The organism is Rhizobium sp. 22-785-1 (genome assembly GCF_053521965.1).
Window position 1 is genome coordinate 30,187 of the sequence record NZ_JBNWDI010000002.1, and the last position, 26,030, is coordinate 56,216.

Sequence of the window (26,030 nt, forward strand, 5' to 3'; positions counted from 1 at the left end):
GAACCTTCTTATCCCGTGATCTTGGAGAAATCTGCTACCGTGCCGGTGGCTTCACGGATGGCTTTGAGCAACGCCAGACGGTTGGCGCGGATGGCGGCGTCTTCATCATTGACAAGAACATCGTTGAAGAAGGTATCGACCGGTGCGCGCAGCGTGGAAAGCGCTTGCATGGCAGAGCGGAAATCTTCCGCCGCGACAGCCTTGGCCGCATTGGCGGAGGCGGTCTTAATTGCAGCATGAAGCGCCTTCTCGGCGTCGAGCTTGAGGAGTTCGTCCGCTACGCCATCCGCAACGACGGTGCCCTTCTTTTCTTCAGCCGCCAACAGTTGCGTCGCGCGCTTGGTGCCAGCCAGCAGATTCTTGCCATCCTCGCCGGTGATGAAAGCGGTCAGCGCTTCCACACGGCGGGCCACCATCAGCAAATCATCCGATTCAGGCGTCAGCACGGCCTCGATAAGATCGTAACGGGCACCGAGATCGCGCAGATAGACCTTAAGACGATCATGGAAGAAAGTAATGAGATCAGCATCCCTGACGACCGTCAGCAAGGCCAGGCGAACGCTGCGCTCCAGGAGGATGCGAACGACACCGAGAGCCGCACGACGCAGCGCAAAGGGATCTTTGGAGCCGGTGGGCTTTTCGTCGATCGCCCAGAAGCTAGCAAGAGTATCGAGCTTATCGGCCAGCGAGACAGTGATCGCCACCTTATCGGAGGGCACCCGATCCGATGGACCCTGGGGCTTGTAATGATCCTCGATGGCGGCAGCGACGCTTTCGTTTTCGCCCTGCAGGAGCGCATATTTGCGTCCCATCAGACCCTGCAGTTCCGGGAACTCGCCGACGGCTTCGGTGCGAAGATCGGCTTTAGCCAGAACCACGGCGCGGTCGACAAGGGCGGCATCGGCGCCGATGACGGGCGCGAGTTGCTTTGCCAGTTCGCGGATACGCGTGACGCGCTCGCCCTGCGTGCCGATCTTGGCATGGAAAGTGACGTTCAGTGCGTCGAGCTTTGCCATGCGCTGGTCGAGCGGCTTGTTAAGATCGAGGTCGAATTTCTTCGCGGAGTCCGTCAAGGTTTCGAGGTCCGGCAGATCGCCCTGATCGCGCGTCCAGAAGTGCTTGGCGTCCGACAGGCGTGCACGCACGACCTTGCCGTTGCCGTGAACGATTTCCTTGCCGCCGTCGCTCGCCTGGATGTTGGACACCAGAATGAAGCGGTTCGACAGGCCTTCTTCGGCGCCTTGCGGACGGGTGACGAAGCATTTCTGGTTGGTCTTGATCGTCAGCCGGATGATCTCCGCCGGAATCTGCAGATAGTCTTCTTCGAATGTGCCGATCAGCACCTGTGGCCATTCGACCAGACCGGAGACCTCTTCCAGCAGGCCTTCGTCTTCCACGAGGTCGAGACCATTGGCGAAAGCCAGGTCCTTTGCATCATGCAGGATGATATCCTTGCGGCGTTCCGCATCGAGAATGACCTTCGCCTTTTCGAGGCTCGCGACATAATCATCAAAGCGGCGCACGGTGATGGCGTCCGGCGCGTGGAAGCGATGGCCATAGGTGACATTGCCGGCAACGATGCCATCGATCTCGAAGGCAATGACCTGCGTCTCATCATGTTCGGGTCCGAACAGGCAGACGATGGATTGCAGCGGGCGCACCCAGCGAAGGCTTTCCGAGCCCTTGCCTTCGATCCCGGCATAGCGCGAACCCTTCGGCATGGACGCAGCACCGGAGCGCATGGATTTCGGCCAGGGGAAGGTGCGGATAATACCCGGCATCACATCGGCGATGATCTCTTCGGCGGCGCGACCCGGCTTGTTGATGATCGCGACATAGAAGTCGCCCTTCTTCGGATCGGAGACGACCTGCGCCTCAGAAATATCGCTCAGGCCCGCGCCGCGCAGAAAGCCTTCGATGGCCTTTTCATTGGCATCGGTGCGCGGTCCCTTCTTCTCCTCGCGCACATCGGCAGAGCGTGCGGTCAGACCACGGATATCCAGCGTCAGACGGCGCGGTGTCCAGTATTCGCGCGCACCCTCATAGGTCAGGCCCGCTTCCACCAGCGCATCGGTGACGAGCTTCTTCAGATCGCCAGCCGCTTTCCGCTGCATACGGGCAGGGATTTCCTCGGAGCGGAGTTCAAGCAGAAGATCGGGCATATTGGTTTTCCGGTGTCAGAGATATTCGGGTTCGGATTTTTCGGTTGGCCTCTGCTAGCAAAATTTGCGACAGATGCACAATGTAAATATCGGAACGAACGTCGCGAGACGGTACTCTGCTCTCCCGCTACTGCGTGACGGAAGTTCTTGACCCGCAACCCTTGCCATGGCACCTGTCCGCAATCGAAGTAAGTCCTTACTTATCCTCTCTTGACCCAAGATGACCGCAATGACCGACGTTCCAGACCATATGAACCCCAAGCGTTCCTTTCAGGCGCTGATCCTGACGCTTCATAACTACTGGGCGGACAAGGGCTGCGCCGTGTTGCAGCCTTACGATATGGAAGTGGGCGCGGGTACATTCCATCCGGCAACGACACTGCGTGCGCTTGGCCCGAGGCCATGGAAAGCGGCTTACGTGCAGCCATCCCGCCGTCCGTCTGATGGACGCTACGGCGAGAACCCCAACCGACTGCAGCACTACTATCAGTATCAGGTCATTCTGAAGCCGAACCCTTCCAACCTCCAGGAGCTTTACCTCGGCTCGCTGAAGGCGATCGGTCTCGATCCGCTTCTGCATGACGTGCGCTTCGTCGAGGACGACTGGGAAAGCCCGACGCTGGGTGCCTGGGGTCTTGGCTGGGAATGCTGGTGCGACGGCATGGAAGTGTCGCAGTTCACTTACTTCCAGCAGGTCTGCGGCATTGAATGCTCGCCGGTTGCGGGTGAGCTGACCTATGGCCTCGAGCGCCTCGCCATGTATGTCCAGGGCGTCGACAATGTCTACGACCTGAACTTCAATGGCCGCGAAGGCGAAGAGAAGATTTCCTATGGCGACGTCTTCCTGCAGGCCGAGCAGGAATATTCACGCCATAATTTCGAATATGCCGACACCGCCATGCTGCATCGCCACTTCATCGACGCCGAGAAGGAGTGCCAGGCGCTTCTGGCTGCCGGTGCACCCGGCGACAATGCCAACCAGATGCTGCATAAATGCGTGTTTCCCGCCTATGATCAGTGCATCAAGGCATCGCACGTCTTCAACCTTCTGGACGCGCGCGGCGTAATCTCGGTGACCGAGCGTCAGAGCTATATTCTGAGGGTACGCACCTTGGCGAAGGCCTGCGGTGAAGCCTTCCTGATGACGGATGCCGGTGGTTTGAACTGGAACAAGGCGGCCTGACGCCTTTAAGCGCGACGTGACGAAGATCGATTCAGGTCTTCTTGTTCTTGCGCTCAACAGTCAGGTGGTGAAGCGGGGCGCGTCTGATGGGTGCGGCTCGCCGGATTTCGTGAGGGGGAAGCTTGCATGTTCACCGCATTGGCCATCGTTGCGCTTGTCGCGCTCTATGTCGTCTTCACCTATAACGGCCTCGTCAAAGCGCGGCAGATGAAGGAAGAGGCGTGGTCGGGCATCGACGTGCAGTTGAAGCGCCGCGCCGACCTTATCCCCAATCTCATCGAAACGGTGAAGGGCTACGCGGCCCACGAGAAAAGCACCTTCGAAGAGGTCGTCTCACTGCGCAACCAGGCGCAGGCTGTGCCCGCCGGGGATGTCGAGGGGCGCGCCAAGGCGGAAGGCCTGCTCGGTCAGGCTCTCGGAAAGCTTTTTGCTCTGGCAGAAGCCTACCCCGACCTCAAGGCCAACCAGAATTTCGTCGAATTGCAGCGCTCGCTCGAGACGCTGGAAAGCGAAATCCAGATGTCTCGCCGTTATTACAACGGTGCTGCGCGTGACCTGAACGTCAAGGTGGAGAGCTTTCCTTCCAACCTGATCGCCGGCCAATTCGGATTTGCGAAAGCGCCCTATTTCGAAATCACCAACGAGGCGGATCGCGCCGTTCCCACCGTGAAATTCTGAGACTTGAAAGCCAGTCTGCTGGCGAGAAGACGATAAAGACATGATCGAACTGACCATCACCCCGCCCGGCCAACCGCTTTCCGGCAAGGTTGAGCCGCCCGGCTCCAAATCCATCACCAATCGTGTGCTGCTTCTGGCGGGCCTTGCCAAAGGTACGAGCAGACTGACGGGCGCGCTGAAAAGCGACGACACGCTCTACATGGCGGAAGCCTTGCGGGCGATGGGTGTGACGGTCACGGAGCCGGACGCGACGAGCTTCGTCGTCGAGAGCTCGGGCATTCTCACCGCACCGGAAAAGCCGCTCTTCTTGGGCAATGCCGGCACGGCGACGCGCTTCCTGACAGCGGCGGTCGCATCGGTGAACGGCACGGTCGTCGTCGATGGCGACGAGCATATGCGCAAGCGTCCGATCAAGCCACTGGTGGATGCACTGACAGCCTTGGGGATCGAAGCGGAAGCAGAGACCGGCTGCCCGCCCGTCACAGTCAAGGGTAATGGCCGAGGCTTCACCAGGGACAGCGTTACGATCGACGGCAATCTTTCCAGCCAATATGTCTCGGCGCTTCTGATGGCCGCCCCGTGCGGCGCGCAGCCGCTCGACATCATTCTGGCCGGAGAAGATATCGGCGCGAAAGGCTATATCGATCTGACCGTTGCCGCCATGGAAGCCTTCGGCGCCAAGGTTGAGCGCGTCAGCAATGCCATATGGCGCGTATACCCGACCCGCTACAAGGCGACGGATTTTCACATCGAGCCCGACGCATCCGCTGCGACCTATCTCTGGGGGGCGGAGTTGCTGACCGGCGGCAAGATCGATATCGGAACGCCAGCCGAAGCTTTCACCCAGCCGGATGCCAAGGCGCATGCGGTCATGGCGCAATTCCCCAACCTGCCCGCCGAAATCGACGGCAGCCAGATGCAGGACGCCATTCCCACCATTGCCGTGCTGGCCGCCTATAACAACACGCCAGTGCGCTTCGTCGGCATTGCCAATCTGCGCGTCAAGGAATGCGACCGCATTCGAGCGCTCTCTCTTGGTCTTAATCAGATCAGGGACGGCCTTGCACATGAAGAGGGCGACGACTTGATCGTTCATGCCGATCCGGCACTGGCGGGACAGGCGGTTCATGCCTCCATCGACACATTCCACGACCACCGCATCGCCATGAGCTTTGCGCTGGCGGGGTTGAAGACGGGCGGCATTGCCATTCAAAATCCCGCCTGCGTGGGCAAGACCTATCCGGGATATTGGAAGGCGCTGGCGTCGCTTGGCGTCACCTATCAGGAAGTGGAAAAGCCGGTTTAAAACGCGCTTGGCGCAACGGATCGGCTCGAGAAGCACACACCATCTGGAGAGATCGCACGTGAAGACCATGTTCGCCAGACTTCTCGGGCTTTGCCTCTTGCTCGCATGGGTGCTGCCCGCCTCCGCCGAAGAATTCATCAGCTCCTATCATTCCATCGTCGATGTCGCCAAAGACGGGACACTGACGGTGACGGAAGCCATCACGGCACGGGCTGAAGGTGACCGTATCAAGCGCGGCATTTTTCGCGACTTCCCGCTTTATGCGCTCGACAAGGACGGCAATCGGACGAAGGTCGGCTTCAAGGTGCTCTCGGTGGAGCGCGACGGCGCGCCGGAAGACTGGCACACGGAGAACATCGACGGCGGCATTCGCATCTTCACCGGAAATGCTGACCGCATTCTTCCCACCGGCGAGCACATCTTCCAGATCACCTACACAACCGATCGGCAAATCCGCTATTTCGATAGCTACGACGAGCTGACCTGGAACGTCACCGGCAATGGCTGGCAGTTTCCGATGCGCGAAATCTCCGCCACAATCTCTTTGCCGGAGGGCGCAAGCCCCATCGATACGGCCGTCTTCACCGGCCAGCTTGGTGCCACGGGCAAGGACGCGCGTATCCTGACCGAAGGCAACGATGTGTTCTTCGCCTCGACCCGCCCCTTCTATCCGGGCGAAGGCATGACGGTGGCCGTGAAGCTGCTGAAGGGTGTGCTGGATGCACCCTCCGTCTCGCAGCAGCGGGAATGGTGGCTTCGCGATCGCCTCGCCCTCATCATCGCCGGCCTCGGCCTGCTGATCGTTCCTGCCTATTACTATAGAGCATGGGCGGCCGTTGGTCGCGACCCGGCAGCGGGCGTGATCGTGCCGCGCTGGCATCCGCCAGAGGGCCTGTCACCGGCGCTTGTCAATTACGTTGATGGGCGTGGCTTTGCCGACGGTGGCTGGACTGCGCTGTCTGCCACGGCACTCGATCTTGCGGTCAAAGGCTTCGTCACGATCGAAGATCTGAAGAACGGCCTGGTCATTCGCCGCACGGAGAAGAAGATCGAGGACAGTCTGCCGGTCGGTCAACGAACACTGCTGTCCTCCATCGGAGCTCCTGGCAATAGCCTGACGATCGACAAGGCGAATGGCGCGACGGTGCAGAAAGTCGGGTCGGATTTCCGCTCGTCCATCGAGAAAGAGCATCGCGGGAAATATTATAGGAGCAATAGCGGCTATATCGTCGGCGGACTTGTCCTCAGCTTTGGCGTCATCGTCGCCGCCTTGATCTTTGGCAGTTTCGATGAAGGCGATATCGGCACCATCATTTCGCTGTCCATGGCCGCGGTGTTCTTTGCCGTCAGCGCCACCATCTACGGCAAACAGCGTCGTCGCGGACGCGGCGTCCTCTCACGCCTTGGCGGCATCGTCTTCATGGCCATCTCCGCCTTTCTGATCTTTTCGCTGATCGCCGGCGTTGTTGGCCGCATCTTTTTCGATCATGTCTATGATGCCAACACATTGGCGGTCGTTGCGCTGGCGCTCATCGTGCTTTTGAATGTGCTCTTCGTTCTCGTGATGGGCGCGCCGACTCCGCTTGGCCGGCAGTTGATGGATGCAATCGAGGGCTTACGGCTTTACCTCACCGTGGCTGAGAAAGACCGCATGAACATGCAGGGCGCGCCGCAGATGTCGCCGCAGCATTTCGAGACTTTGTTGCCTTATGCAGTGGCGCTTGGTGTGGAGAAGCCCTGGAGCAAAGCGTTCGAGACGTGGCTTGCCGCCGCTTCTGCCGGAACTGCGGCCTATGCGCCGACCTGGTATAACGGCAACTACAACAGCTTTGGCGACCGGATCGGCGGATTTTCCTCCTCCATGGCCTCCACGATTGCCTCGACCATTCCGGCACCGCCCAGCTCCTCCTCATCGAGCTTTTCAGGCGGCGGCGGTTCTTCCGGCTCTGGCGGTGGCGGCGGCGGTGGTGGCGGCTGGTAAGACGCCCAGGCTTCGATATCTCGGACTTTGCTTCGCAGGGCGGACGTCATGTCAGCAATATCCCGACCGCACCAACCGCTCCCGCTGCTGAGAAAGCCTGGCGCCATCCACCATTTCTATACGACTTGACGACAGCCGGACATCTGGAGACGACTTTACGTGACGACCACTTTTGCCAGATTTCTTGCGCTGTGTTTCTTTCTCGCCATGGTGCTGCCGGCCTACGCCGAAGAATTCATCCTCTCCTACGATTCCACGATCACCATCGCCAAAAATGGCGAGCTGACCGTGACCGAAACCATCAAGGCTCGGGCGGAAGGGGATCGCATCAAGCACGGTATCTATCGTGATTTCCCGCTCTACACCTTGGATGGCGACGGCAAAATCACCAAAGTCGGATTCAATATCGTTTCGGTGAAGCGTGACGGTGCGGTGGAGTACTGGGATACGAAATGGATCGATGGCGGTATTCGCATTTATGTTGGTGACGCCGATCATGTGCTGACGAAGGGCGATCATGTCTTTCAGATCACCTATACGACAGACAGACAGATCCGCCACTTCGAGACTTATGACGAATTGACCTGGAACGTGACAGGCAATGGCTGGGAATTTCCTATGAGAGATATCTCTGCCACCATCTTCCTGCCGAACGGAGCACGCCCGAGCGAAACCATAGTTTTCACCGGCCCACCTGGCGCAGTAGGCAAGGACGCACGCGTCGTGATCGAAGGCGACAGGACATCGTTCCTATCGACCCGCCCCTTCAGCAAGGGCGAAGGTATGACAGTGGCGGTGAAGCTGCCGAAAGGTGTGCTAGATCGGCCCTCGACTGTGCTGCAACTTAAATGGTGGATACGAGATCATAACTCGATGATCATAGGATGCGTCGGTCTACTGGTCGTGCTGGCCTACTACTTCAAGGCGTGGCACGCGGTTGGCCGCGATCCTGCCGCGGGCATCATCGTACCGCGCTGGGACCCGCCTGAGGGTGTTTCACCCGGGCTGATGAACTATATCGACCATCAGGGTTTTGAAGAAGATGGATGGACGGCCGTTTCCGCCAGCGCGCTCGATCTTGCCGTCAAAGGCTATGTCGAGATCGAGAATCTGGACGACGCCATCATTATGCACCGCACGCCCAAGCAAATGGACGACAGCCTGCCTGTCGGACAAAAAACACTGCTCACGACCATCGGGCCACCCAGTCATAGCTTCACCATTAATGAGGATACCGGCAGGGCCGTTGAGAAAATGGGAAAGCGTTTTTTCGCTGCTGTCGAAAAGGAACATAAAGGCAGGTACTTCAAGAGTAACATCATCTACAGCGCGGTAGGCTTCCTTGTCAGCGCCGCCTTTGTAATTGGAACGGTGTATTTCTCTCAACACAAAGACAACATGTGGGAGTTCATGCTCGTCGCTTACGTATGTGTGCCAGTAATGATCGCGCTATTAACGATTTGGATCGGGGACCTCCTGCACCCTAAGGCATCGCTCAAGGACAAGCTCGGCGGGATTGCGCTGTTATCGCTGCTGGCATACGGGATCGTCGCATTTGGCGGGTACATCATCGGCGCCGTGTGGTTCGAGATCACTCACGATCCAAACTCGATTGGCCTTGGGGCCGCCGGACTCATCACCCTGATCAACATACTCTTCTTCTCTCTGATGGACGCACCGACACCGCTCGGGCGCAAAGTCATGGATGAGATTGAAGGTCTACGTCTCTATCTGCGTGTCGCGGAAAAAGACCGGATGAACATGCAAGGGGCGCCGACAATGTCACCGCAGCATTTCGAAACGCTGCTGCCTTATGCGGTGGCGCTCAATGTCGAGGAACCTTGGACCGAGGCATTCGAGAGGTGGTTTTCAAAAGCGACGGAGGATTCTGAAAACTATGTGCCGGGCTGGTACTACGGTCTCGTGAAAGGCCCTAGCGACTGGATCGGTGCGTTCTCGTCCTCCGTGGCGTCAACCATTTCGGCGACGATTCCACAGTCGTCATCATCGAGTTTCTCAGGAGGCGGCTTTTCCGGCTCTGGCGGCGGCGGCGGTGGTGGTGGCGGCTGGTAGCCGCCGTTGCGCCCTCACGCTTGTCGGTCCGTCGCGGAGTACTTCGGACGATGAGCACGCATAGCGATCATCACGGCCAGCGAACCGCGCCACGCTTAAACCTCGTCTTCTCTCTTGACGCGATATTCGCCCGTCGTCGGATCCTTGACGAGCGTGCCGGTTGCGCCCGTTTGTCGCTCTTTCTCCTGCCGCTTCGATTTGGCAGAGAGTTTCTCGGCATCCGTCACAAAGCGGCGATAGAGGATGATCGCCCCGATCACAAGCAGGGCGAGCGTTATCAATTGGGCCATTTAAATCGCGTCCATCACAATCCGTATCGAGCCCACAATGCCTTTTCTTGCGCGACCTCCGCAAGTCCCGAAGCCGCGGAAGCGGCAATCGCCTGGGCGGAAAGATCGACGCCTGGCACTTTCTTGCCGAACAGGTTTCTTGCACCGCTGATCAGTTGCAGTTTCACCTTCTCGCCATAGCGTCGGCGCAGCACGTCCTTCATGTCGCCGAGCCCATCGACGAGGCCGAGATCGACGCCACGCATGCCCGTCCAGAACAGGCCCGAGAAGAGAGCGGGATCGTCCTTCAATTTCGCGCCACGGCGAAGCTTGACCATGTCGATGAAGACATTGTGGATTTCGGACTGAAGCGACTTCAGATACTCGATGTCGCCTTCCTTCTCCGGCTGGAACGGGTCGAGGATCGCTTTGTTCTCGCCGGACGTATAGACGCGGCGTTCCACGCCGATCTTGCGCAGCATTTCGGGAAAACCAAAGCCGCCGGAAACGACGCCGATGGAGCCGACGATGGAGGTGGGATCGGCGATGATCTCGTCGCCTGCCAGCGCAATCATGTAGCCACCGGAGGCTGCGACATCCTCGACGAAGATCAGAACCTTCTTGTCCTTCTCTTCCGCCAGTTGCCGAATGCGGTTGTAAATCATCCGCGACTGGACCGGTGAGCCACCAGGGGAATTGAGCGAGATAGCCACCACCGGCGCATCCTTCATGCCGAAGGCTTTGTCGAGCAGCGGCGCATAGCTGGCAAGGTTGAGCGCCGGTCTAAGCTGGCTACCGCCTGCCATGATCGCGCCATGCATGCGCACCACTGGCACGACCAATTCCTGCTTGCGAAACCGCTTCGGCACAATGCGCTTCAAAAACCCGGCCATCTCATCCTCTTGGTCGTTCATCGTGAAGACGGATGTATGTATCGTCGGGATAAACGCAATGGCGGTCACGGAAATTCGTTTGCCGCATACCGATCTGACGGTCCACTTAACATTGTGAACGGAGGCATTTGTCATTGCGCCGATAGGCGGCACGGCCATTGTTCAGTTCGTCAACGAAGGGTGAGAATGCGTGGCTTTCCTGTTCATGCATGATGAGCGGAGCGCGAAATGTCAGACGCGCGCGTGAACCCTTTATGGCGGTGACGAGCATCCGCACGGCGTCTTCACCAGGCCTTGGGTGAATGAGGGTGATTTCCAAGCCACCGAAACGACGTCCGCATGCGGCGATGATATCGGCCACCGATTGCGGTCGGGCGATAAGGGATAGTTGCCCGCCCGGAACCACGATGGCGCCTGCCGTTCTGATCCAGTGCTCGAAAAGATCATCCGTCATGGCATGCGCCCGCGCCTTCAGCTCATCCGGCGTCTTGCGATCGCCCGAATCATTATAGGGCGGGTTCATGATGACATGATCGAAGTGATCGTCGATGAGACCCGCCTCGGCACGGGCTTTAGCGCGCAGCGTCACATCTGCCTGACGAACGGTCAGCCGGCTCGCGAGATGCGCATTTTCCGGCAGAGCAATGCTACGGGTGGCGAAATCGACCATCTCGGGCACATATTCGAAAAGCGTGACTTCCGCTTTTTCCAGACGGGCAGCGACGGCAAATCCCGCAGCGCCTGCGCCAGCACCGAGATCCGCCACACGGCACCGCATGTCATCGGCCACGAGCGAGGCAAGCAACATGGCATCCATGCCAGCCCGGTGCCCCCTGCCCTTCGGCTGAACCAGATGAAACCGGCCCCGGTGAAAAGCGTCGATGGTCTGCGACGTCATCGTTGATCAGGCCTCGTCCCGCAATTCGTCGGCAAGCCCCGCATCGATCAGGATCCGACGTGCCTGCTCGGATCTGTCATCCTCCACGAGGAACCGGCGGGGCAGAAGGCCGAGCGATCCCTCCAGAATGCTCATGCCCTGATCGGCAATCAGACAATGGATGCCGGCATCCTTCATCAGGCTTTCCGCAAAAGAAAGCAGGACGGCGTCATTCGTTCGGATCAATTCACGCATCAATGAGTTTCCACATCCCGTATTTTTGAAGGTTCTGAGGCAATTCCACACTTGCCGCCACCATCGTCGCTTTCTATTGTCGAAACCAAAATCGAATAGGAGTCCGGTCCGTTGGGCGTCGTCATACCGCTTGAAGAAAGCAAAAACAAACTCGCATCCGTCAAGCCGCTTGTCGACCTGACGCGTCCCGATATGGAACGCGTCAATCAGCTTATCCTGTCCAAAGCCGGATCGGATGTGCAGATGATCCCGGAAGTGGCAAACCACCTGATCTCGTCCGGCGGCAAGCGTCTGCGCCCGATGCTCACGCTCGCATCGGCATCCATGTTCGGTTACGACGGCGACCATCATATAAAGCTCGCCACCAGCGTCGAATTCATGCACACGGCCACCCTCCTCCACGACGACGTGGTGGATGAGAGCGATTTACGTCGCGGCAAATCCACGGCGCGTACCATTTGGGGCAACCAGGCGAGCGTTCTCGTCGGCGACTTCCTGCTCGGTCAGGCCTTCCGCATGATGGTGGATGTCGGATCGCTGGACGCGCTGGACGTTCTCTCGACAGCCGCTTCCGTTATTGCCGAAGGCGAGGTGCTGCAGCTTTCTGTCGCCAAGAACATGGAAACGACAGAAGACGACTATCTACAGGTTATCCGCGCCAAGACGGCCGCTCTCTTTGCGGCGGCAGCGGAAGTGGGACCCATCGTTGCCAAGACTGACAAGGCCACCCGCAGCGCACTGAAGTCCTACGGTATGAACCTCGGTCTGGCTTTCCAGCTTGTGGACGATGTTCTGGATTATGGCGGCCACTCCGCCGATCTCGGCAAAAATACAGGCGACGATTTCCGTGAGGGCAAAATCACCCTTCCGGTCATCCTGTCCTATCGCCGTGGCACCGTCGATGAGCGGGCGTTCTGGAAGCGAGCGATTGAAAACGGCGAAAGCACGGATGAGAATCTCGACGTAGCACTTGGCCTGATCAAGAAATATAACGGGCTGACAGACACGATCTCTCGCGCCAATCACTACGGCACGATTGCACGTGATGCCTTGGCGCCGCTACCGAAAAGCCAATGGAAGGACGCGCTCATGGAAGTCATCGACTTCTGCATCCAGCGCGTCAACTGACGGACATCGTCGCAGCGAGACCATATTAAACGGCTCAGATGAGCGGCGGAATTTCTTGCAGGGCTGCTTCAAAAAAGCCATTCTATCATGCGGTAGTTTGGCGGCTTCCTGACTCGATTCCGATCTCGAAAGCCATGACCTATCTGAAGCGATGCAGTGTGCGTGGGCATTTCTAAGCCTTGAGGCTGTAGAGCTTAAAGCTGATTTTTCGGTGCGTAAGCACAAGAGCAAAGGTTCCTTCATGCGGCGCAAACCAGCATTTCGTCTTCTCTGCAGCGCGGCTTTCATCGCCGCCCTCACAATGGGCGCAGGCACTGTTGCGCTGGCAGAGACGAAGCCCGCCGATAGCAAGACTGAAGAGGCCGTCAAGTTCGATCCGGCAAAGGTCAACACCTTCTCGGGCGCGTTTCTGGCCGCCCGCACCGCCGATGTCGATCAGGATTACAAGACAGCGATTACGCTTTACCAGAAGGCTCTCGATTTCGACACGGCCAACACCGAAATCCGTCAACGCCTGATGATTGCACAGCTGCTGAGCGGTGACTTCGAGGCCGGTGCGAAAATCGCCGACAGCCTGAAGGATGACAGCTCCGTAGAGCGCGTGACGACGATCGTGCGTGCGCTTGCTGCCATCAAGCACAAGGAATTTTCCTCCGCGGAGAAGATTCTGAAATATAGCGGACCGAACGATCTGGACCGGATGGTCAACACGCTTCTCGCCGCCTGGGCTCGCGCTGGCTCTGGAAAAAGCAAGGAAGCGCTTGCCATGGTCAATGGCATGAAGGGTCCCGGCTGGTTCTCTATCTTCCAGAAGTACAATGCAGGGTCCATCGCGCTTGTTACAGGCAATACGGAGGCGGCACGCAAAAGCCTCGGCGAAGCGGTGGCCGACCGTGAAGGCGGCGCCACGGCGACGGACACCTATATGCGCGCCGTCATGGCGCTGGCCCGGCTGGAAGCGAAAGCTGGCAACAAGCAGAAGGCGCTGGATACGATTGCTGTCGGCGACGGGTTTGCACCGAATTACGCGCCCTTGAAGGCACTCAGGCAGAGCATCGAAAAAGGCGAGAAGCCGGATCAGCAGGTTCAGACCCCTGTAGAAGGTGCTGCCTCGGTAATGTTCTCGATTGCTGGCGCGCTGAATCGAGACGGTGCGGAAGAGATTGTCACACTTTATCTTCAGGCTTCGCGCGCACTGGACCCGAAAAGCGCCGACACGCTCATTCTGCTTGGCGGCCTGGCCGAGGCACAGAAGATGCCGGAGCGTGCAATCGAGTTCTACCGCGAAGTGCCCGCCGATTCGCCCATGCACCGGATTTCGGAGCTTCAGCTTGGCTTGACGCTGTCGCAGACCGGCAAGATGGACGAGGCGCGTCAGCATCTGAAGGCGCTGCTCGAATCCGATCCTGACGATGTTCGCTCCTACCTCGCCTACGGCGCCGTCCTTTCGGATGCAAAGGACTACGCCGCGATGGCAGCCAACTATGACAAGGCGGTGGAGGTCATCGGAGCCGTTCCGAAAAAGACCGACTGGACCATCTTCTTCCAGCGCGGCATTGCCTATGAGCGCCTGAAGCAATGGGACAAGGCCGAGCCGAATTTCAAACGAGCATTGGAACTGAATCCCGACCAGCCACAGGTTCTGAACTATCTGGGCTATTCCTGGGTCGACAAGAATATGAACCTCGACCAGGGCATCGAGATGATCCGCCGCGCAGTGGAGCTTCGGCCAAATGACGGCTACATCGTCGATTCGCTCGGCTGGGCGCATTACCGCCTTGGCGCCTTCGACGAGGCAGTGACGGAACTTGAGCGTGCTGTCGAGCTTCGTGCTGGCGACCCAACGATCAACGATCACCTCGGAGATGCCTATTGGCGCGTCGGGCGCAAGCTTGAAGCCGTCTATCAGTGGAACCGCGCGCTGATTGGAGACAGCGACGACGTGGACAAGGCAAAGGTGAAGGACAAGATCGCCAACGGTCTGCCGCCGCTGGAGAAGGACGCGCAAAATACCGCAAAGAAAGATCAGGCTTTGCCGCCTCCCGCACCACCGGCGCCTGCCCCGGACAAGAAATCCTGACGTCCGAATGGCTTCGGCTGACGGACATGGAGCGGTCGAAACCATCGAGGCCGCTCCGGCAAAAATCAATCTCGCCCTGCACGTGACGGGTCAGCGGGAAGACGGTTATCATCTTCTAGAAACGCTGGTGACATTTACGCTGGCGGGCGATGTGCTCCGCTTCCGCGAAGCGGAAGAAGACGGGTTTTCGATATCCGGCCGGTTTGCCCCGGAACTGATGGCGAGCGGTTCTAGTGAAAATCTGGTACTGAAGGCCCGCGATCTTTTCCGCAACTTTGCGGCAAAGAATGGGTCAGCCACGCGACCAGTCGCGATCCATCTTGAAAAGAATCTGCCGATTGCGTCCGGCATTGGTGGCGGTTCGGCGGATGCTGCCGCGGCTCTTAGAGGACTGAGGCGGCACTGGAAGTTGGAAATTGGCGATCTCACCCTGCAAGAGATGGCCTTGGCACTTGGAGCCGACGTGCCCATGTGTCTGACCAGCAGACCACTGATTGCACGCGGCATTGGTGAGAAAATCGAGCAGCTGTCCCGGTTTCCAAACTTGTCAATGGTGCTCGCAAACCCGCTAAAGGGCGTTTCGACACCGCACATATTTCGCCTTCTGACGGAAAAGAACAATCCATCACTCCCTCCAATAGTCGATGACAACGAGGCCGGTGGACTGCAAATGCTTCGCAGGCTTCGAAACGATCTCCAGCCATCCGCTATCAGCCTTCTGCCTGAGATCGATACTATCTTGTCCCTGCTGAGCTCAGAAGGGGCAGAGCTTGCCCGCATGTCGGGCTCCGGTGCCACCTGCTTCGGGATTTTTCCCACCATCCAGAAGGCAAAAGCTGCGGCTGCGGCACTTCGCCAAACGCAGCCTGGATGGTATGTTCAGGAGACAATGACGATTGCGGGAAGGACATCATGAGCCAGAACAAGGCGCCTAACGAGAGACAGTTCATCCCTGTGGGCATTGCCGTCCTTACCGTCTCGGACACGCGCACGATTGCTGATGACAAATCCGGCGATACGCTTGTCGCGCGCATCGAGGAGGCCGGGCACCGGCTTGTGGATCGCGCTATTGTCCCGGACGACAGTCAAGCCATACGCGGCAAGGTACAGGCTTGGACGCTGTCGGACGAGATCGACGTCATCATCACGACGGGCGGCACGGGGTTCACGGGGCGTGACGTGACACCGGAAGCGCTGGAGCCGCTATTCGACAAGCGAATGGATGGCTTCTCCGAAGTCTTTCACCGTATCTCGTACGACAAGATCGGCACATCGACCATCCAATCACGGGCAACAGCCGGGCTTTCCAATACCACTTTCATCTTCGTTCTGCCGGGCTCGCCCGGTGCTTGCAAGGATGCCTGGGACGGGATCTTGAAGGCGCAGCTGGATTACCGCCACATGCCGTGCAATTTCGTGGAAATCATGCCGCGCCTAGATGAGCATCTACGCCGTTCGAAGGGCTGAAAGCGAATGCTTAGCGATGCGGGGCGATCTTTCAAATTTGCTTACACGCCTCAATTGCTTGTTTCATCGCTTATCGTCATCGCATGACCCCCGCGTAATTCTGCGGCTACCGTGGTCGAGCTAACGCGTCCTGCGGAGCGCCCAAGCTGGTACGAGTTCTGCCCTCAATTGTCGGTTTTTTTGCGATACAGGGAACTGTGCAAGCGGGAGTCCGGATTTTGCCAGACGAGCGGCATCTCGTTTGCTTAGCAAAAGACCGAACTCGAGCGGCGGGCGACGGCGCAACAACCGCTCGATCAGGGGTCGCTTATGGTATCGGGACGGTGAAAACCGGGCCGGGCCTTCGTTCAACGCCACGTATTCGAGGATATCCTCTATCCAGCCGCTTTGCGGACGACTACCTGGTTCGACGACCAATATCCACTCGCCACGGATCGACTGAACGACAGCGTCCATCTCCCAGCTCTGGTGAAAACGGCAACCAGCCGCCTCCGCTACACGGGCCGAGCCGTCCTGCGAGGCATGATCGAGAATAATGACATCACTGACCAACCCCTCGACAGCACCCGTGACCAGCGCAGACAGTGTGTGCGCAAGCTCAGGCTCCTGGTTTCGGCATTCCATGATGACTGTCAGCATAATCTTGTCGCTTGCGATCCCTTACCACCCCTAAAGCTCCTATAGCATCGTCGCTGCAAACCCAAATCGAATCTATTGAAACACTGTTGTAGGAGTACACCCTCTCTGCCTTGAGCCTTTACATCGCTTTCGAAAATCGTTTCAGGTTCTGCCGCCTGTTCAGCAGACAACGGGAAAGTAGGAGCATCAATCGATGCATCGTTGATCGAAGCACCGCACGCGCATCGTTCGTCTCACCCATGCGCAGAAGTCCGAGACGGCCTTCAACTCGATTTTGTTCTTGTATTGTTCTCGTTCGTACGATATGAATGCTCTATCCAATTCGCTGGCTGAGGCCGGTCAGGAGCATCAGATGAGACACCATGTTCTTTCGGGGCAGGCTGCCTATCAGCCTGGCCATACGCCCGATATTGCCAATGCGCTGGCAGATGACTCCGGCCTCAGGATCGAGATCGATCGCCGTCGCGGCAGAGGCGCAGGCATCAATCCCGGCGGTCGATTTGAGGCCCTGCAACACGAAGCTTTCAATGATGGATGGGATATCATCGAGGAACTGCCCCAGTTCAAAACAGACGTGCAGGTGGAAAAACCGCGCACCATCATCACCCGCAACGATTCCCCCGATATTCCATTCGACCGTTCGATCAACCCCTATCGCGGCTGCGAGCATGGATGCATCTATTGCTTCGCTCGGCCGACGCACAGCTATATGGGCCTTTCAGCTGGGCTGGACTTCGAAGCAAAGCTCTTTGCAAAACCCGACGCGGCCAAGCTTCTGGAACGGGAGTTGTCCAAACCTGGCTACAAGGCGCGAGTGATCGCGATCGGTACCAATACCGATCCTTATCAGCCGATCGAGAAGGAATGGCGAATCATGCGCCAGATTCTGGAAGTTCTGGCGAAGGCAGAGCATCCGGTTGCCATAGTCACGAAATCAGCGCTGATCACGCGCGACATCGATATCCTCGCACCCATGGCGAAGAAGGGGCTGATCAAGGTCGGTATTTCCATCACGACGCTCGACCGCAAGTTGGCCCGCAGTATGGAACCCAGGGCATCGACGCCATCTAAGCGTCTGGAGGCGATCAAGGCGTTGACGGAAGCCGGCATTCCGGTGGCTGTGATGATGGCACCCGTCATTCCTGCGTTGAACGATCATGAAATCGAACGCGTTCTGGAGGCTGGTAAAGCCGCAGGTGCGACGGAAGCGTCTTATGTGTTGTTACGGCTTCCTCTGGAGGTCAGCCCGCTGTTTCGAGACTGGTTGCTGCGCAACTATCCTGATCGCTATCGCCACGTCATGTCGTTGGTGCGCTCCATGCGCGATGGCAAGGATTACGATGCGGAGTTCGGCAAGCGCATGAAGGGTGCCGGGCCCTATGCCTGGCAGATCGGTCGCCGCTTCGAGATGGCCACCAAAAGGCTTGGTCTCATTCGCAGGGGCATCCAATTGCGCGACGATCTGTTTGCCCCGCCAGGCGGCGCCGGCGTGCAGCTATCCCTGCTTTGATGGAGGAAAACCTCGACCACATCAATTTTCGAGCATGCCATGGTCTCGCGGCGTATCTCCATAAGAAGAAGTGTCCGCCATGAAACCGCTCTTCGAAGACATGTTCGGTGCGCATCCCTGACGTACCGGCATTGCCCCCGGTTCCGCCGCCTCGCGTGCGATTTCTCGTTTTCCGCCACTTGAGAAAACGATCCTGCCTTCATAAGGCAAGGATGACAACCACGCCCCACGGGTTGTCTTGATCGCCGCACCGGGGGCTTGCGGGAGATCGGATGTTTGTGCAAGTTTCCGCCGCATGAAGCGACGCACAGCATCCGATTCTCCTGCCCTGTTCGAGTTTGTTCCGCCAAGCCCGGATTTCAGCATGGAGCTTGAAGCGCGCCAGCGCGGCCTGTGGCCCGTGGCAGGAACGGATGAGGCTGGCCGCGGACCTCTGGCCGGTCCGGTCGTAGCCGCTGCAGTTATTCTTGATCCCGACAACATTCCCGACGGTCTCAATGACTCCAAGAAGCTGACAAAGGCGAAGCGGGAAGCACTGTTCACGAAGATCCTGGAGACATCCGTGGTCTCCGTGGCGTCATCTGGCCCGGTACTGATCGATCGGATCAACATCCTCAGAGCAAGTCTTGACGCCATGCGTCGCGCTGTCCTTGGACTTGAGCTTGCACCGCGACTGGTTCTTGCCGATGGGCGCGACCAGCCGCCCGGCGTGTCATGCGAGGCAAAGGCCGTGATCAAGGGAGATGCCCGATCCCTTTCAATCGCTGCCGCCTCGATCGTTGCCAAGGTTACCAGAGACCGGATGATGGAGCGGGCGGGCACAGTGCATGCAGCCTACGGTTTTGAGCTTCACGCAGGCTACGGGACGCCTGTGCATCTTCGCGCCATAGAGGCCCATGGTGCTTGCCCACTGCATCGAATGAGCTTTCGACCGCTTCGGCAAGATCTTGCCGAAGCGGATGTCGCTTGATGTGTCCTGAACTCCCCTGCGTCTCAGAGGGGAGCCGTTTTCCGCGTCAGCCGGCCATACGCATGTAATCGTCGCGGCCCGCGCCCTGCTGGGCTTGATCGGCCAGCTTGAACTGCTCCAGCAGCATACGCAGCCTGTCGCTCTCTGCTGCCAGGGCAGAAGTTGCGGTTGTGGTTTCCTCCACCAATGCTGCATTCTGCTGTGTCGTCTGGTCCATCTGATTGACGGCCGTATTGACCTCCGAAAGACCTGTCGCCTGCTCCTGAGACGAAGTCGCGATCGCGCCCATATGCGCATTGACGGCTTCGACGTGATGGCTGATCGTCTTGAGCGCTTCGCCAGTCTGCTGCACCAGCTTTACGCCGTTTTCAACTTCATGCGACGACTTGCCGATCAGTTCCTTGATTTCCTTCGCCGCCTGAGCAGAGCGCTGCGCCAGTTCGCGCACCTCTTGAGCGACAACCGCGAAGCCCTTGCCGGCTTCGCCAGCGCGTGCTGCTTCGACACCCGCATTCAGCGCCAGTAGATTGGTTTGGAAGGCGATCTCGTCGATCACAACGATGATGTTGGAGATCTGGCCGGAAGACTGTTCGATGCGCTGCATGGCGTCGACTGCAGCTGCCACGACATTGCCTGAGATTTTTGCTGCCCGGTTGGCTTCGCTCGCGGCACCCGTCGCCTCCTGTGCCCGCTTTGTCGAGTTCGCAACATTGACGGTGATCTCATCCAGCGCCGCCGCTGTCTGTTCAAGGGTCGCCGCTTGCTGCTCAGTCCGTCGGGAGAGATCTGCGGAGCCTTCGGCGATTTCCCGTGTTCCGCTGTTCATCGCTTCGATCGCGTGCGAGATCTCGATGAGCGTATTGCCAAGCTGCTGAATGGATTGATTGAAGTCGGTTCGCAGAGGTTCAAAATCAGGCGCAAAGGTCTCATTAAGGCGGAAAGCCAAGTCGCCGGAAGCAAGCCGGCGAAGTCCCGCGGCCAGACCAGATGTCGCCACGCGCAGCCGCTCTTCGGCCTCAACCTCAGCCTTGATCTGCGCCTCAAGCCGCTCCGTTTCGGCACGGTTGCGATTGACTTCCGCTTCTGTTGCAAGCCGCTTGTTCTCAATGGCACTTCGACGGAAGACCTCCACCGCGTCAGCCATAGAGCCGATTTCATCCTTGCGGCTACGGCCAGGAATATCAATTTCGGTATCGCCTGAAGAAAGCTTGCGCATCACGCCCGTCATCCGTAGCAGCGGCCTTGCGATGTAACGATTGCCAAAGACCGCCGCGCCAGCGCCGATTGTGAGCGCAACGGCCAGCGCGATATAGTTGAGCGTAATGGCCGTGCCAGCCGCCGCAACGGTGTGATCGCCCTCACCGCGAACGTCCATTTCGATATCGTCGACCGCTTCCTGAAGGCTCATTTTAGCTTGGTTGTACGCCTTCAACGCACCGCCAGCAAACAACCACCTTGCCTCGTCCATCTTGTTGGTATCGACAAGAGCTTGCACTTGGTCCCACTTGCTTTTGGCGGCAGCCCACCGTGCGTTGAAGCTCTGAAAGTTCTGTTTGTCCGCATCATCGACGAGATGCTCCCCGTACTCCTTAAGCCGGGCGGCCAGAACACTCTCGGCTTTGGAGAGTTCTGCCTGAAAATCGGCTCGGGCATCGGGATCGGCGATAACGATGGCGCCCTGTGCGTTTCGAATGCTTCCAATGTCGGCATTGATCGCGCCAATCACAATGAAGGCGGGGACGCGTTCCCGGACGATGACATTGATGCCCTGCTCGATCTGCGACATGGATATAATCGAGGAGATCCCCTGTATCCCTGCCACAAGAATCATGATGCCTGACAGAGCAGCCAGAACCTTGCCGATCGATAACTTCATAACATCCCCTCATATAATATCGGATGTAATCGCGGACCCATCTTCCTAATGGCCGAGACGTCGCCACATATCACGTTAAGTGAAGTGGACAGAACTTATCTGTCCAACTTGCCCGCGATGCATAGTGTTAAGATCATCTAATAGTATTTACATTTAATTAAGCTCATAATTTCAAATAATTTATTACACTCCCTTTCTACCCAACACCCGTAACTGTCCATATACTTTAGGCACAACTATATAAAGCTGAACCGGCTTAGCTTCGCTATCGAAGGACATTTCAGCAAGATAGCTGGGAGTAAAGCCGGAAGATCGCAACACCTTAAAAAGCAAAACAAAAAACCCTCCCGGCCATGGCCGGAAGGGTTTTGACGTTTCGATGAACGACGTTTTCGTCCGACTTAGTTCAGCCGCGACTTGACCTCACCGACAGCAGACTTGAACAGCTTGCCTTTGGCGGCAGCGGTGGTCTTTTCTGCGATCAGCTTTTCCGATGCTGCAATGGCGATATCGACAGCGGCGGAGCGCACAGCGCCAATCGCGTCTGCTTCAGCCTGTTTGATCTTCTGCTCGGATAGAGCTGTGCGGCGAGCGACGAACTCTTCCGTCTTTGCCTTGGCTTCTGCGGTCAGTGCCGCAGCTTCGCGTTCAGCGGCTGCAACGATGTTGGCCGCGTCCGCTTCGGCTTCCTTGCGCTTGCGCTGGTATTCGGCCAGCAGGTGCTGAGCCTCTTCGCGCAGGCGCTTGGCTTCTGCCAATTCCTCACTGATGTTCTTGGCGCGCTCGTCAAGCGAACCTGCCAACATGCCCGGAACCTTGAGGTATGCGATCAGGACGAAGAAGAGAATAAGACCTACGAGTGCGTAGAATGTTGCATCAAACGCCATCTCAAGCCCCCTTCACGTCGGATACCGCGGCAACGGCTGCCTTGGCATCGGTTTCCTTGACCTTGGCGCCAATCAGTTGATCGACAACCGCGGTCGCTGTTTCTTCGGCGATCGTACCGACATCGGCCAGAGCCTGCTGCTTGATGGACGCGATACGCGCTTCGGCAGCAGAGAGCTTTTCAGCCAGTTCCGCTTCGACTGTCGCGCGGTCCGCATCAGCCTTAGCTTTTGCGGCATCACGGGCGGCGGAAGCGATCGATCCAGCCTTCGCACGCGCTGCGGCAAGTTCTTTTTCGTAGGTTTCGATCGCGGCGTCAGCCTCAGACTTCAGCCGGGAGGCTTCATCAAGATCCTGCGCGATGCGGCCATGACGATCCTCAAGGATGCCACCGACACGCGGCACGATGACCTTCTTCATGAGCACGTAGAAAAGACCGAACGAAATCGCCAGCCAGAGAAGCTGGGACGCGTAGGTCGACGAATCGAATGGCGGAAATACGCCGGATCCGTGACCGGCGTCATGCGCCACTCCGGTTTCCGTATGCGTTGCTTCCGGGGCCGTCTGGCCGACAGCGGGTGTTTCCGTCGTCGTTCCGGTTGACGGCGCTGCTGACTGGGCAAGAGCCTCGGTCACGAACATGCTCACCTCCAGGGGTACTGCAAATGCGAAGGATCACGGCACGCCGTTTGCGAGCCGTGATCCAAACCTGATGCTGCTATTAGACAGCGAACAGGAGAAGGAGAGCAACGAGCAGCGAGAAGATGCCCAGAGCTTCCGTAACGGCGAAGCCGAATACCAGACGGCCGAACTGGCTGTCAGCGGCAGACGGGTTGCGCAGTGCGCCGGAGAGGAAATCGCCGAAGATACGGCCGAGAGCGAGGGACGTACCAGCCATGCCGAGGCATGCGAGACCTGCGCCGATGTACTTTGCTGCTTCCGCTTCCATATTAAGCTCCTTGAAATGGTTGTTGCGGCTGTTTTTTGACACCCGGTTTCGGGGCCAGCGACTTTACTTCTCAGTGACCACCATGCACGGCGTCATTCAGGTACATGCACGTCAGTACCGCGAAGACATATGCCTGCAGGAAGGCTACGAGAAATTCGAGAGCGGTCATGGCGACCGTCATGAGGAGAGGCAGGATCGCGCCGCCAACACCCAGAGCGCCAAGAGCGCTCATGGAGGCGACGAAGCCTGCGAAAACCTTCAGCGTGATGTGACCGGCCAGCATGTTCGCAAAAAGACGAACCGAAAGGCTGATTGGACGCGACAGGAAGGAAATGATTTCAATGGATGAAACCAGCGGCAGAAGCACAGTTGGAACACCCGATGGCGCGAAGATGCCGAGGAAGTGCAGACCATGCTTGTAAAAGCCGTAGACGACAACGGTACCGATGACGAGGCACGACAGTGCGAAGGTGACGATGATCTGGCTCGTGACCGTGAAGAAATACGGGAACATCCCGAGAAGGTTAGCCGTCAGAACGAACATGAACAGCGAGAACACGAAGGGGAAGAAAACCATCCCTTTCTTACCCGCACCTTCACGCAGCATGGACGCGATAAATTCGTAGGACATTTCCGCAACGGACTGCATACGACCCGGGATCAAACCACGGTTCGACGTTGCGAAGTAGAGGAAGCCGGACGCCGCTGCGACGGTAGCAACCATGAAAAGCGACGCATTTGTGAACGAAAAATCGACGCCACCGATGTTGATCGGGATAATCGGCTGCACCAAGAACTGATGAGTCGGATCGTTTGCCACCGGCTGCCCTCTTTACCTGTTGCCGCACAAAGGCGGCACCTCGTATCTATATTTCATGGAAAGAACGGCCTCAGCCGTTTTTCTCCCCACCCTGATCTTTCCCCAGCCCGTCCTCAAGCAGCGGCGGCTTGGCCACTACACCTGCGGACCGCAGAACATTCAACACACCCGCGCAAAAACCGAGAAGGAGAAGAATGATCATCCCCCACGGCGATGTGCCGGCAAAATGGTCCAGAAGATAACCTAGCATCGCGCCGACGATTACTGCGGAGATGAACTCGGAAGAAAGCTTGATCGCCAGTGCAAAGCCTTTTCGGCTCTCCTGTGCGTTCTGCTCCGTCCGCCTCTCCGCTGCGTCCTCCGCATGCACCTTTGCCAGTCCCTCGGCAAGACGCTTGCGCCGCTCATCCAGACTATCGTTACGGTTGCCGGTCATTTCAAATCCCGCCCTTTTCGCTCCGTTCCAGCTGCGCCAGAACCCTTTGGAGTTGTAAACGGCAGGGCTCTCAGCCTGTTCCAGCCCGCTCTGAAGTCGCGCGCAACATAGTTTTAGGGACTTCTCTAGTCAAGGCACCGTCGGCGCTTGTTTCAGCACAAATTAATGAATTAAAATCAATAGCTTACCCGACAAACACGGAATCTTCGCGCTGTTTGATGCCAGAATCGGCATTTTTGACACGAGTTTTGCAGGAAAATCCACGTGATCGTGAGAGCGCTTCCTCTTTAATGGATAGGCTCTAGCTCCAGCCGCCACCATAGGTACGGTAGAAGACGTGCAACCCGATTCTGCCGACCTTCTTCATGGACCTGCCCCAGGCCGGACGCACGTAAACGGCATGGTAATGGGTCGCGGAGCCCACTTCCTTCAGCCAGATCTTGCCGGCGGTGGTTGCCATGGCGACTTCACGCGCCATCTTCCAATGGCGTTCGGAATTAACGCGGTCCTTGATGTTGTCACAGGCAAAGGAGAACTGGCAGCGATTGCGCCAGTCCTTGTTCTGATAGACCACACCACAGATCGTCTTCGGATAGGCGGGATTGCGCACGCGGTTGAGAATGACCTGGGCAACGGCGGCCTGTCCTTTTACGGACTCGCCGCGCGCCTCGAAATAGATGCCGGAAGCCAAGCATTGCTGTTCTGCGGCTGAAAAGGCTTCTGCGGGAAGCGGGGTCGCGGCCCAGGCATGGTCATCGGAAGAGACCGGTGGAATGAAACGGCCCGTGTCCGGCTTTCTCAAGATCGCGTCAAAGGGAGATTCGCGGGCGAAATCGGGTTCTGCGGGCGCATAGGCGGTTGCCAGAATATCCGGGGTGCGATTGGTCACGAGATCCGCGAGCATGGGCGACATCGACTTGTCCGCTTTTTTCTCATCGCGACGGAAATAGAAAGACGCAAGCTCGATGTCTTTGCTCTTCTTCGGCTTAACGAAGGCGGTTCGGTCCTTACGCTTCAGCGGCTCTACATCAATCATGCTGGTGCGCTGCAAAACCGAGCCTGCAGTAAAAGCTTTGGGGGGCTGCATGACTTCGGTCGCCATCACCCTGCCCTTCTTCGCAGCACGGTTGACGCGTTCGCTATCAGGTGTCGTTTCGCGTCCGCTCTTATTGGTGACGAAAGCAACCTTGCGACCGTCCGGAAGCGTCATCCCCGCCCCGGCGATCGCGGCGGTATCGCTTGCATCATTGAAGGCCAGTGAAGCGTTGTGGACGGAACCTGCGGGAGAGTTCGTCAGCACCATGCGCCACTGCTCGCCGCCAGCATCCAGACCGGCAAGAAGAGATGCGAGATCGGCGCGTGCCGCGAGAGAGGGAAAGGCAAGCCAGGCCACGAGGCCAAAAACAACAGGCGAGGTCCACTTCTCATAGGCAATGAGGGGCCCGCGACGCGATACTTTTCTTGAACGCAAAACCATGACTCCGGACACACGCAAACAACTTGCTACACAACCGGATAATCTCTCATTAACCTTGATGCTTGGTTAACGGACACGCGGAAAGGTTTCTTGCATTCAGGCGATCGTACCTACCC

At 58.0% G+C, this 26,030-nt stretch carries 24 protein-coding genes; 11 read left to right on the plus strand and 13 right to left on the minus strand.

All coding sequences use genetic code 11. The annotated features are described in order from the left end of the window. Positions 1-8 precede the first annotated feature (8 nt). Complete coding sequence (glyS, locus tag ACQZ5M_RS04930) at positions 9-2,162, minus strand: glycine--tRNA ligase subunit beta (protein ID WP_296078704.1); 2,154 nt, start codon at positions 2,160-2,162, stop codon at positions 9-11. A 220-nt stretch (positions 2,163-2,382) separates the two neighbouring features. On the opposite strand from glyS, the gene ACQZ5M_RS04935 reads away from it, so the two are divergent. The 5 genes from ACQZ5M_RS04935 to ACQZ5M_RS04955 all read left to right on the plus strand — a co-directional run bounded on the left by ACQZ5M_RS04935 (position 2,383) and on the right by ACQZ5M_RS04955 (position 9,383). Further along, on the plus strand, positions 2,383-3,345 hold the full coding sequence (locus ACQZ5M_RS04935; RefSeq protein ID WP_162741795.1) for a glycine--tRNA ligase subunit alpha: 963 nt from the start codon (positions 2,383-2,385) through the stop codon (positions 3,343-3,345). A gap of 126 nt (positions 3,346-3,471) precedes the next feature. Next, a complete protein-coding gene (locus ACQZ5M_RS04940; RefSeq protein WP_113266159.1) occupies positions 3,472-4,023 on the plus strand; it encodes a LemA family protein in 552 nt (183 codons plus the stop codon). 40 nt (positions 4,024-4,063) lie between these two features. Then, on the plus strand, positions 4,064-5,329 hold the full coding sequence (locus tag ACQZ5M_RS04945) for a 3-phosphoshikimate 1-carboxyvinyltransferase (RefSeq protein WP_113327602.1): 1,266 nt from the start codon (positions 4,064-4,066) through the stop codon (positions 5,327-5,329). Positions 5,330-5,387: 58 nt separating this feature from the next. Next, entirely contained in the window at positions 5,388-7,310 is a 1,923-nt protein-coding gene (locus ACQZ5M_RS04950) for a DUF2207 domain-containing protein (RefSeq protein WP_296074992.1), read from the plus strand. A gap of 207 nt (positions 7,311-7,517) precedes the next feature. Then, positions 7,518-9,383: a DUF2207 domain-containing protein gene (locus tag ACQZ5M_RS04955; RefSeq protein WP_449079210.1), complete on the plus strand. Its 1,866-nt coding sequence runs from the start codon at positions 7,518-7,520 to the stop codon at positions 9,381-9,383. Positions 9,384-9,478: 95 nt separating this feature from the next. Here the strand turns inward: ACQZ5M_RS04955 and ACQZ5M_RS04960 are convergent, their stop codons facing one another. From ACQZ5M_RS04960 to ACQZ5M_RS04975, 4 genes are all read right to left on the minus strand, one after another. Beyond that, entirely contained in the window at positions 9,479-9,673 is a 195-nt protein-coding gene (locus ACQZ5M_RS04960) for an NfeD family protein (RefSeq protein WP_062425942.1), read from the minus strand. Between the two features lie 14 nt (positions 9,674-9,687). After that, positions 9,688-10,545: a S49 family peptidase gene (locus ACQZ5M_RS04965; protein WP_449079211.1), complete on the minus strand. Its 858-nt coding sequence runs from the start codon at positions 10,543-10,545 to the stop codon at positions 9,688-9,690. A 106-nt stretch (positions 10,546-10,651) separates the two neighbouring features. Beyond that, complete coding sequence (locus ACQZ5M_RS04970; protein ID WP_449079212.1) at positions 10,652-11,443, minus strand: tRNA1(Val) (adenine(37)-N6)-methyltransferase; 792 nt, start codon at positions 11,441-11,443, stop codon at positions 10,652-10,654. 6 nt (positions 11,444-11,449) lie between these two features. Continuing rightward, positions 11,450-11,677, minus strand: coding sequence for a putative signal transducing protein (locus ACQZ5M_RS04975; protein WP_112358867.1), 228 nt, complete (start codon positions 11,675-11,677; stop codon positions 11,450-11,452). 111 nt (positions 11,678-11,788) lie between these two features. Here ACQZ5M_RS04975 and ACQZ5M_RS04980 point away from each other — a divergent pair, with 111 nt between their 5' ends. The 4 genes from ACQZ5M_RS04980 to moaB all read left to right on the plus strand — a co-directional run bounded on the left by ACQZ5M_RS04980 (position 11,789) and on the right by moaB (position 16,352). Next, entirely contained in the window at positions 11,789-12,805 is a 1,017-nt protein-coding gene (locus ACQZ5M_RS04980; protein ID WP_449079213.1) for a polyprenyl synthetase family protein, read from the plus strand. Positions 12,806-13,046: 241 nt separating this feature from the next. Next, the gene (locus ACQZ5M_RS04985; protein WP_449079214.1) at positions 13,047-14,885 is read left to right on the plus strand and encodes a tetratricopeptide repeat protein; all 1,839 of its coding nucleotides are present in this window, start codon (positions 13,047-13,049) and stop codon (positions 14,883-14,885) included. Between the two features lie 7 nt (positions 14,886-14,892). After that, the gene (locus ACQZ5M_RS04990; protein WP_449079215.1) at positions 14,893-15,801 is read left to right on the plus strand and encodes a 4-(cytidine 5'-diphospho)-2-C-methyl-D-erythritol kinase; all 909 of its coding nucleotides are present in this window, start codon (positions 14,893-14,895) and stop codon (positions 15,799-15,801) included. Then, positions 15,798-16,352, plus strand: coding sequence for a molybdenum cofactor biosynthesis protein B (gene moaB, locus ACQZ5M_RS04995; protein ID WP_449079216.1), 555 nt, complete (start codon positions 15,798-15,800; stop codon positions 16,350-16,352). The genes ACQZ5M_RS04990 and moaB overlap by 4 nt, the downstream gene beginning before the upstream one ends. Before the next feature lie 120 nt (positions 16,353-16,472). Here the strand turns inward: moaB and ACQZ5M_RS05000 are convergent, their stop codons facing one another. Further along, positions 16,473-16,991, minus strand: a complete 519-nt coding sequence (locus ACQZ5M_RS05000) for a glycosyltransferase family A protein (protein WP_296078091.1) — start codon at positions 16,989-16,991, stop codon at positions 16,473-16,475. Positions 16,992-17,343: 352 nt separating this feature from the next. Here ACQZ5M_RS05000 and ACQZ5M_RS05005 point away from each other — a divergent pair, with 352 nt between their 5' ends. Both ACQZ5M_RS05005 and ACQZ5M_RS05010 read left to right on the plus strand, forming a co-directional pair. Continuing rightward, on the plus strand, positions 17,344-18,501 hold the full coding sequence (locus tag ACQZ5M_RS05005; RefSeq protein ID WP_296016766.1) for a PA0069 family radical SAM protein: 1,158 nt from the start codon (positions 17,344-17,346) through the stop codon (positions 18,499-18,501). 295 nt (positions 18,502-18,796) lie between these two features. After that, the gene (locus tag ACQZ5M_RS05010) at positions 18,797-19,471 is read left to right on the plus strand and encodes a ribonuclease HII (RefSeq protein WP_449079217.1); all 675 of its coding nucleotides are present in this window, start codon (positions 18,797-18,799) and stop codon (positions 19,469-19,471) included. Between the two features lie 46 nt (positions 19,472-19,517). Here the strand turns inward: ACQZ5M_RS05010 and ACQZ5M_RS05015 are convergent, their stop codons facing one another. From ACQZ5M_RS05015 to ACQZ5M_RS05045, 7 genes are all read right to left on the minus strand, one after another. Continuing rightward, the gene (locus ACQZ5M_RS05015; RefSeq protein ID WP_449079218.1) at positions 19,518-21,347 is read right to left on the minus strand and encodes a methyl-accepting chemotaxis protein; all 1,830 of its coding nucleotides are present in this window, start codon (positions 21,345-21,347) and stop codon (positions 19,518-19,520) included. A gap of 401 nt (positions 21,348-21,748) precedes the next feature. Beyond that, on the minus strand, positions 21,749-22,234 hold the full coding sequence (locus ACQZ5M_RS05020) for a F0F1 ATP synthase subunit B (protein ID WP_296078087.1): 486 nt from the start codon (positions 22,232-22,234) through the stop codon (positions 21,749-21,751). Between the two features lies 1 nt (position 22,235). After that, positions 22,236-22,874, minus strand: a complete 639-nt coding sequence (locus ACQZ5M_RS05025) for a F0F1 ATP synthase subunit B (protein WP_449079219.1) — start codon at positions 22,872-22,874, stop codon at positions 22,236-22,238. Between the two features lie 79 nt (positions 22,875-22,953). Continuing rightward, positions 22,954-23,181 carry a F0F1 ATP synthase subunit C gene (locus ACQZ5M_RS05030; protein ID WP_027673924.1) on the minus strand — a complete coding sequence of 76 codons (228 nt, stop codon included), beginning with the start codon at positions 23,179-23,181 and terminating at the stop codon, positions 22,954-22,956. A gap of 70 nt (positions 23,182-23,251) precedes the next feature. After that, the gene (locus ACQZ5M_RS05035) at positions 23,252-24,001 is read right to left on the minus strand and encodes a F0F1 ATP synthase subunit A (RefSeq protein ID WP_449079220.1); all 750 of its coding nucleotides are present in this window, start codon (positions 23,999-24,001) and stop codon (positions 23,252-23,254) included. A gap of 70 nt (positions 24,002-24,071) precedes the next feature. Then, the gene (locus ACQZ5M_RS05040; RefSeq protein ID WP_296041431.1) at positions 24,072-24,437 is read right to left on the minus strand and encodes an AtpZ/AtpI family protein; all 366 of its coding nucleotides are present in this window, start codon (positions 24,435-24,437) and stop codon (positions 24,072-24,074) included. 301 nt (positions 24,438-24,738) lie between these two features. Beyond that, positions 24,739-25,914, minus strand: a complete 1,176-nt coding sequence (locus ACQZ5M_RS05045; RefSeq protein ID WP_296016798.1) for a cell wall hydrolase — start codon at positions 25,912-25,914, stop codon at positions 24,739-24,741. Positions 25,915-26,030 lie beyond the last annotated feature (116 nt).

Excerpts from the sequence above, each read along its gene's own strand:
- ACQZ5M_RS04970 (WP_449079212.1), bottom strand. The coding sequence starts at position 11,443 with ATGACGTCGCAGACCATCGACGCTTTTCACCGGGGCCGGTTTCATCTG.
- ACQZ5M_RS05025 (WP_449079219.1), bottom strand. The coding sequence starts at position 22,874 with ATGTTCGTGACCGAGGCTCTTGCCCAGTCAGCAGCGCCGTCAACCGGA.
- ACQZ5M_RS04935 (WP_162741795.1), top strand. The coding sequence starts at position 2,383 with ATGACCGCAATGACCGACGTTCCAGACCATATGAACCCCAAGCGTTCC.
- ACQZ5M_RS05005 (WP_296016766.1), top strand. The coding sequence starts at position 17,344 with ATGAGACACCATGTTCTTTCGGGGCAGGCTGCCTATCAGCCTGGCCAT.
- ACQZ5M_RS04955 (WP_449079210.1), top strand. The coding sequence starts at position 7,518 with ATGGTGCTGCCGGCCTACGCCGAAGAATTCATCCTCTCCTACGATTCC.
- ACQZ5M_RS05045 (WP_296016798.1), bottom strand. The coding sequence starts at position 25,914 with ATGGTTTTGCGTTCAAGAAAAGTATCGCGTCGCGGGCCCCTCATTGCC.
- ACQZ5M_RS05010 (WP_449079217.1), top strand. The coding sequence starts at position 18,797 with ATGAAGCGACGCACAGCATCCGATTCTCCTGCCCTGTTCGAGTTTGTT.
- ACQZ5M_RS05000 (WP_296078091.1), bottom strand. The coding sequence starts at position 16,991 with ATGCTGACAGTCATCATGGAATGCCGAAACCAGGAGCCTGAGCTTGCG.
- ACQZ5M_RS05020 (WP_296078087.1), bottom strand. The coding sequence starts at position 22,234 with ATGGCGTTTGATGCAACATTCTACGCACTCGTAGGTCTTATTCTCTTC.
- ACQZ5M_RS05040 (WP_296041431.1), bottom strand. The coding sequence starts at position 24,437 with ATGACCGGCAACCGTAACGATAGTCTGGATGAGCGGCGCAAGCGTCTT.
- ACQZ5M_RS04940 (WP_113266159.1), top strand. The coding sequence starts at position 3,472 with ATGTTCACCGCATTGGCCATCGTTGCGCTTGTCGCGCTCTATGTCGTC.
- ACQZ5M_RS04990 (WP_449079215.1), top strand. The coding sequence starts at position 14,893 with ATGGCTTCGGCTGACGGACATGGAGCGGTCGAAACCATCGAGGCCGCT.
- glyS (WP_296078704.1), bottom strand. The coding sequence starts at position 2,162 with ATGCCCGATCTTCTGCTTGAACTCCGCTCCGAGGAAATCCCTGCCCGT.
- moaB (WP_449079216.1), top strand. The coding sequence starts at position 15,798 with ATGAGCCAGAACAAGGCGCCTAACGAGAGACAGTTCATCCCTGTGGGC.
- ACQZ5M_RS05030 (WP_027673924.1), bottom strand. The coding sequence starts at position 23,181 with ATGGAAGCGGAAGCAGCAAAGTACATCGGCGCAGGTCTCGCATGCCTC.
- ACQZ5M_RS04985 (WP_449079214.1), top strand. The coding sequence starts at position 13,047 with ATGCGGCGCAAACCAGCATTTCGTCTTCTCTGCAGCGCGGCTTTCATC.
- ACQZ5M_RS04960 (WP_062425942.1), bottom strand. The coding sequence starts at position 9,673 with ATGGCCCAATTGATAACGCTCGCCCTGCTTGTGATCGGGGCGATCATC.
- ACQZ5M_RS04965 (WP_449079211.1), bottom strand. The coding sequence starts at position 10,545 with ATGGCCGGGTTTTTGAAGCGCATTGTGCCGAAGCGGTTTCGCAAGCAG.
- ACQZ5M_RS04945 (WP_113327602.1), top strand. The coding sequence starts at position 4,064 with ATGATCGAACTGACCATCACCCCGCCCGGCCAACCGCTTTCCGGCAAG.
- ACQZ5M_RS05015 (WP_449079218.1), bottom strand. The coding sequence starts at position 21,347 with ATGAAGTTATCGATCGGCAAGGTTCTGGCTGCTCTGTCAGGCATCATG.
- ACQZ5M_RS04975 (WP_112358867.1), bottom strand. The coding sequence starts at position 11,677 with ATGCGTGAATTGATCCGAACGAATGACGCCGTCCTGCTTTCTTTTGCG.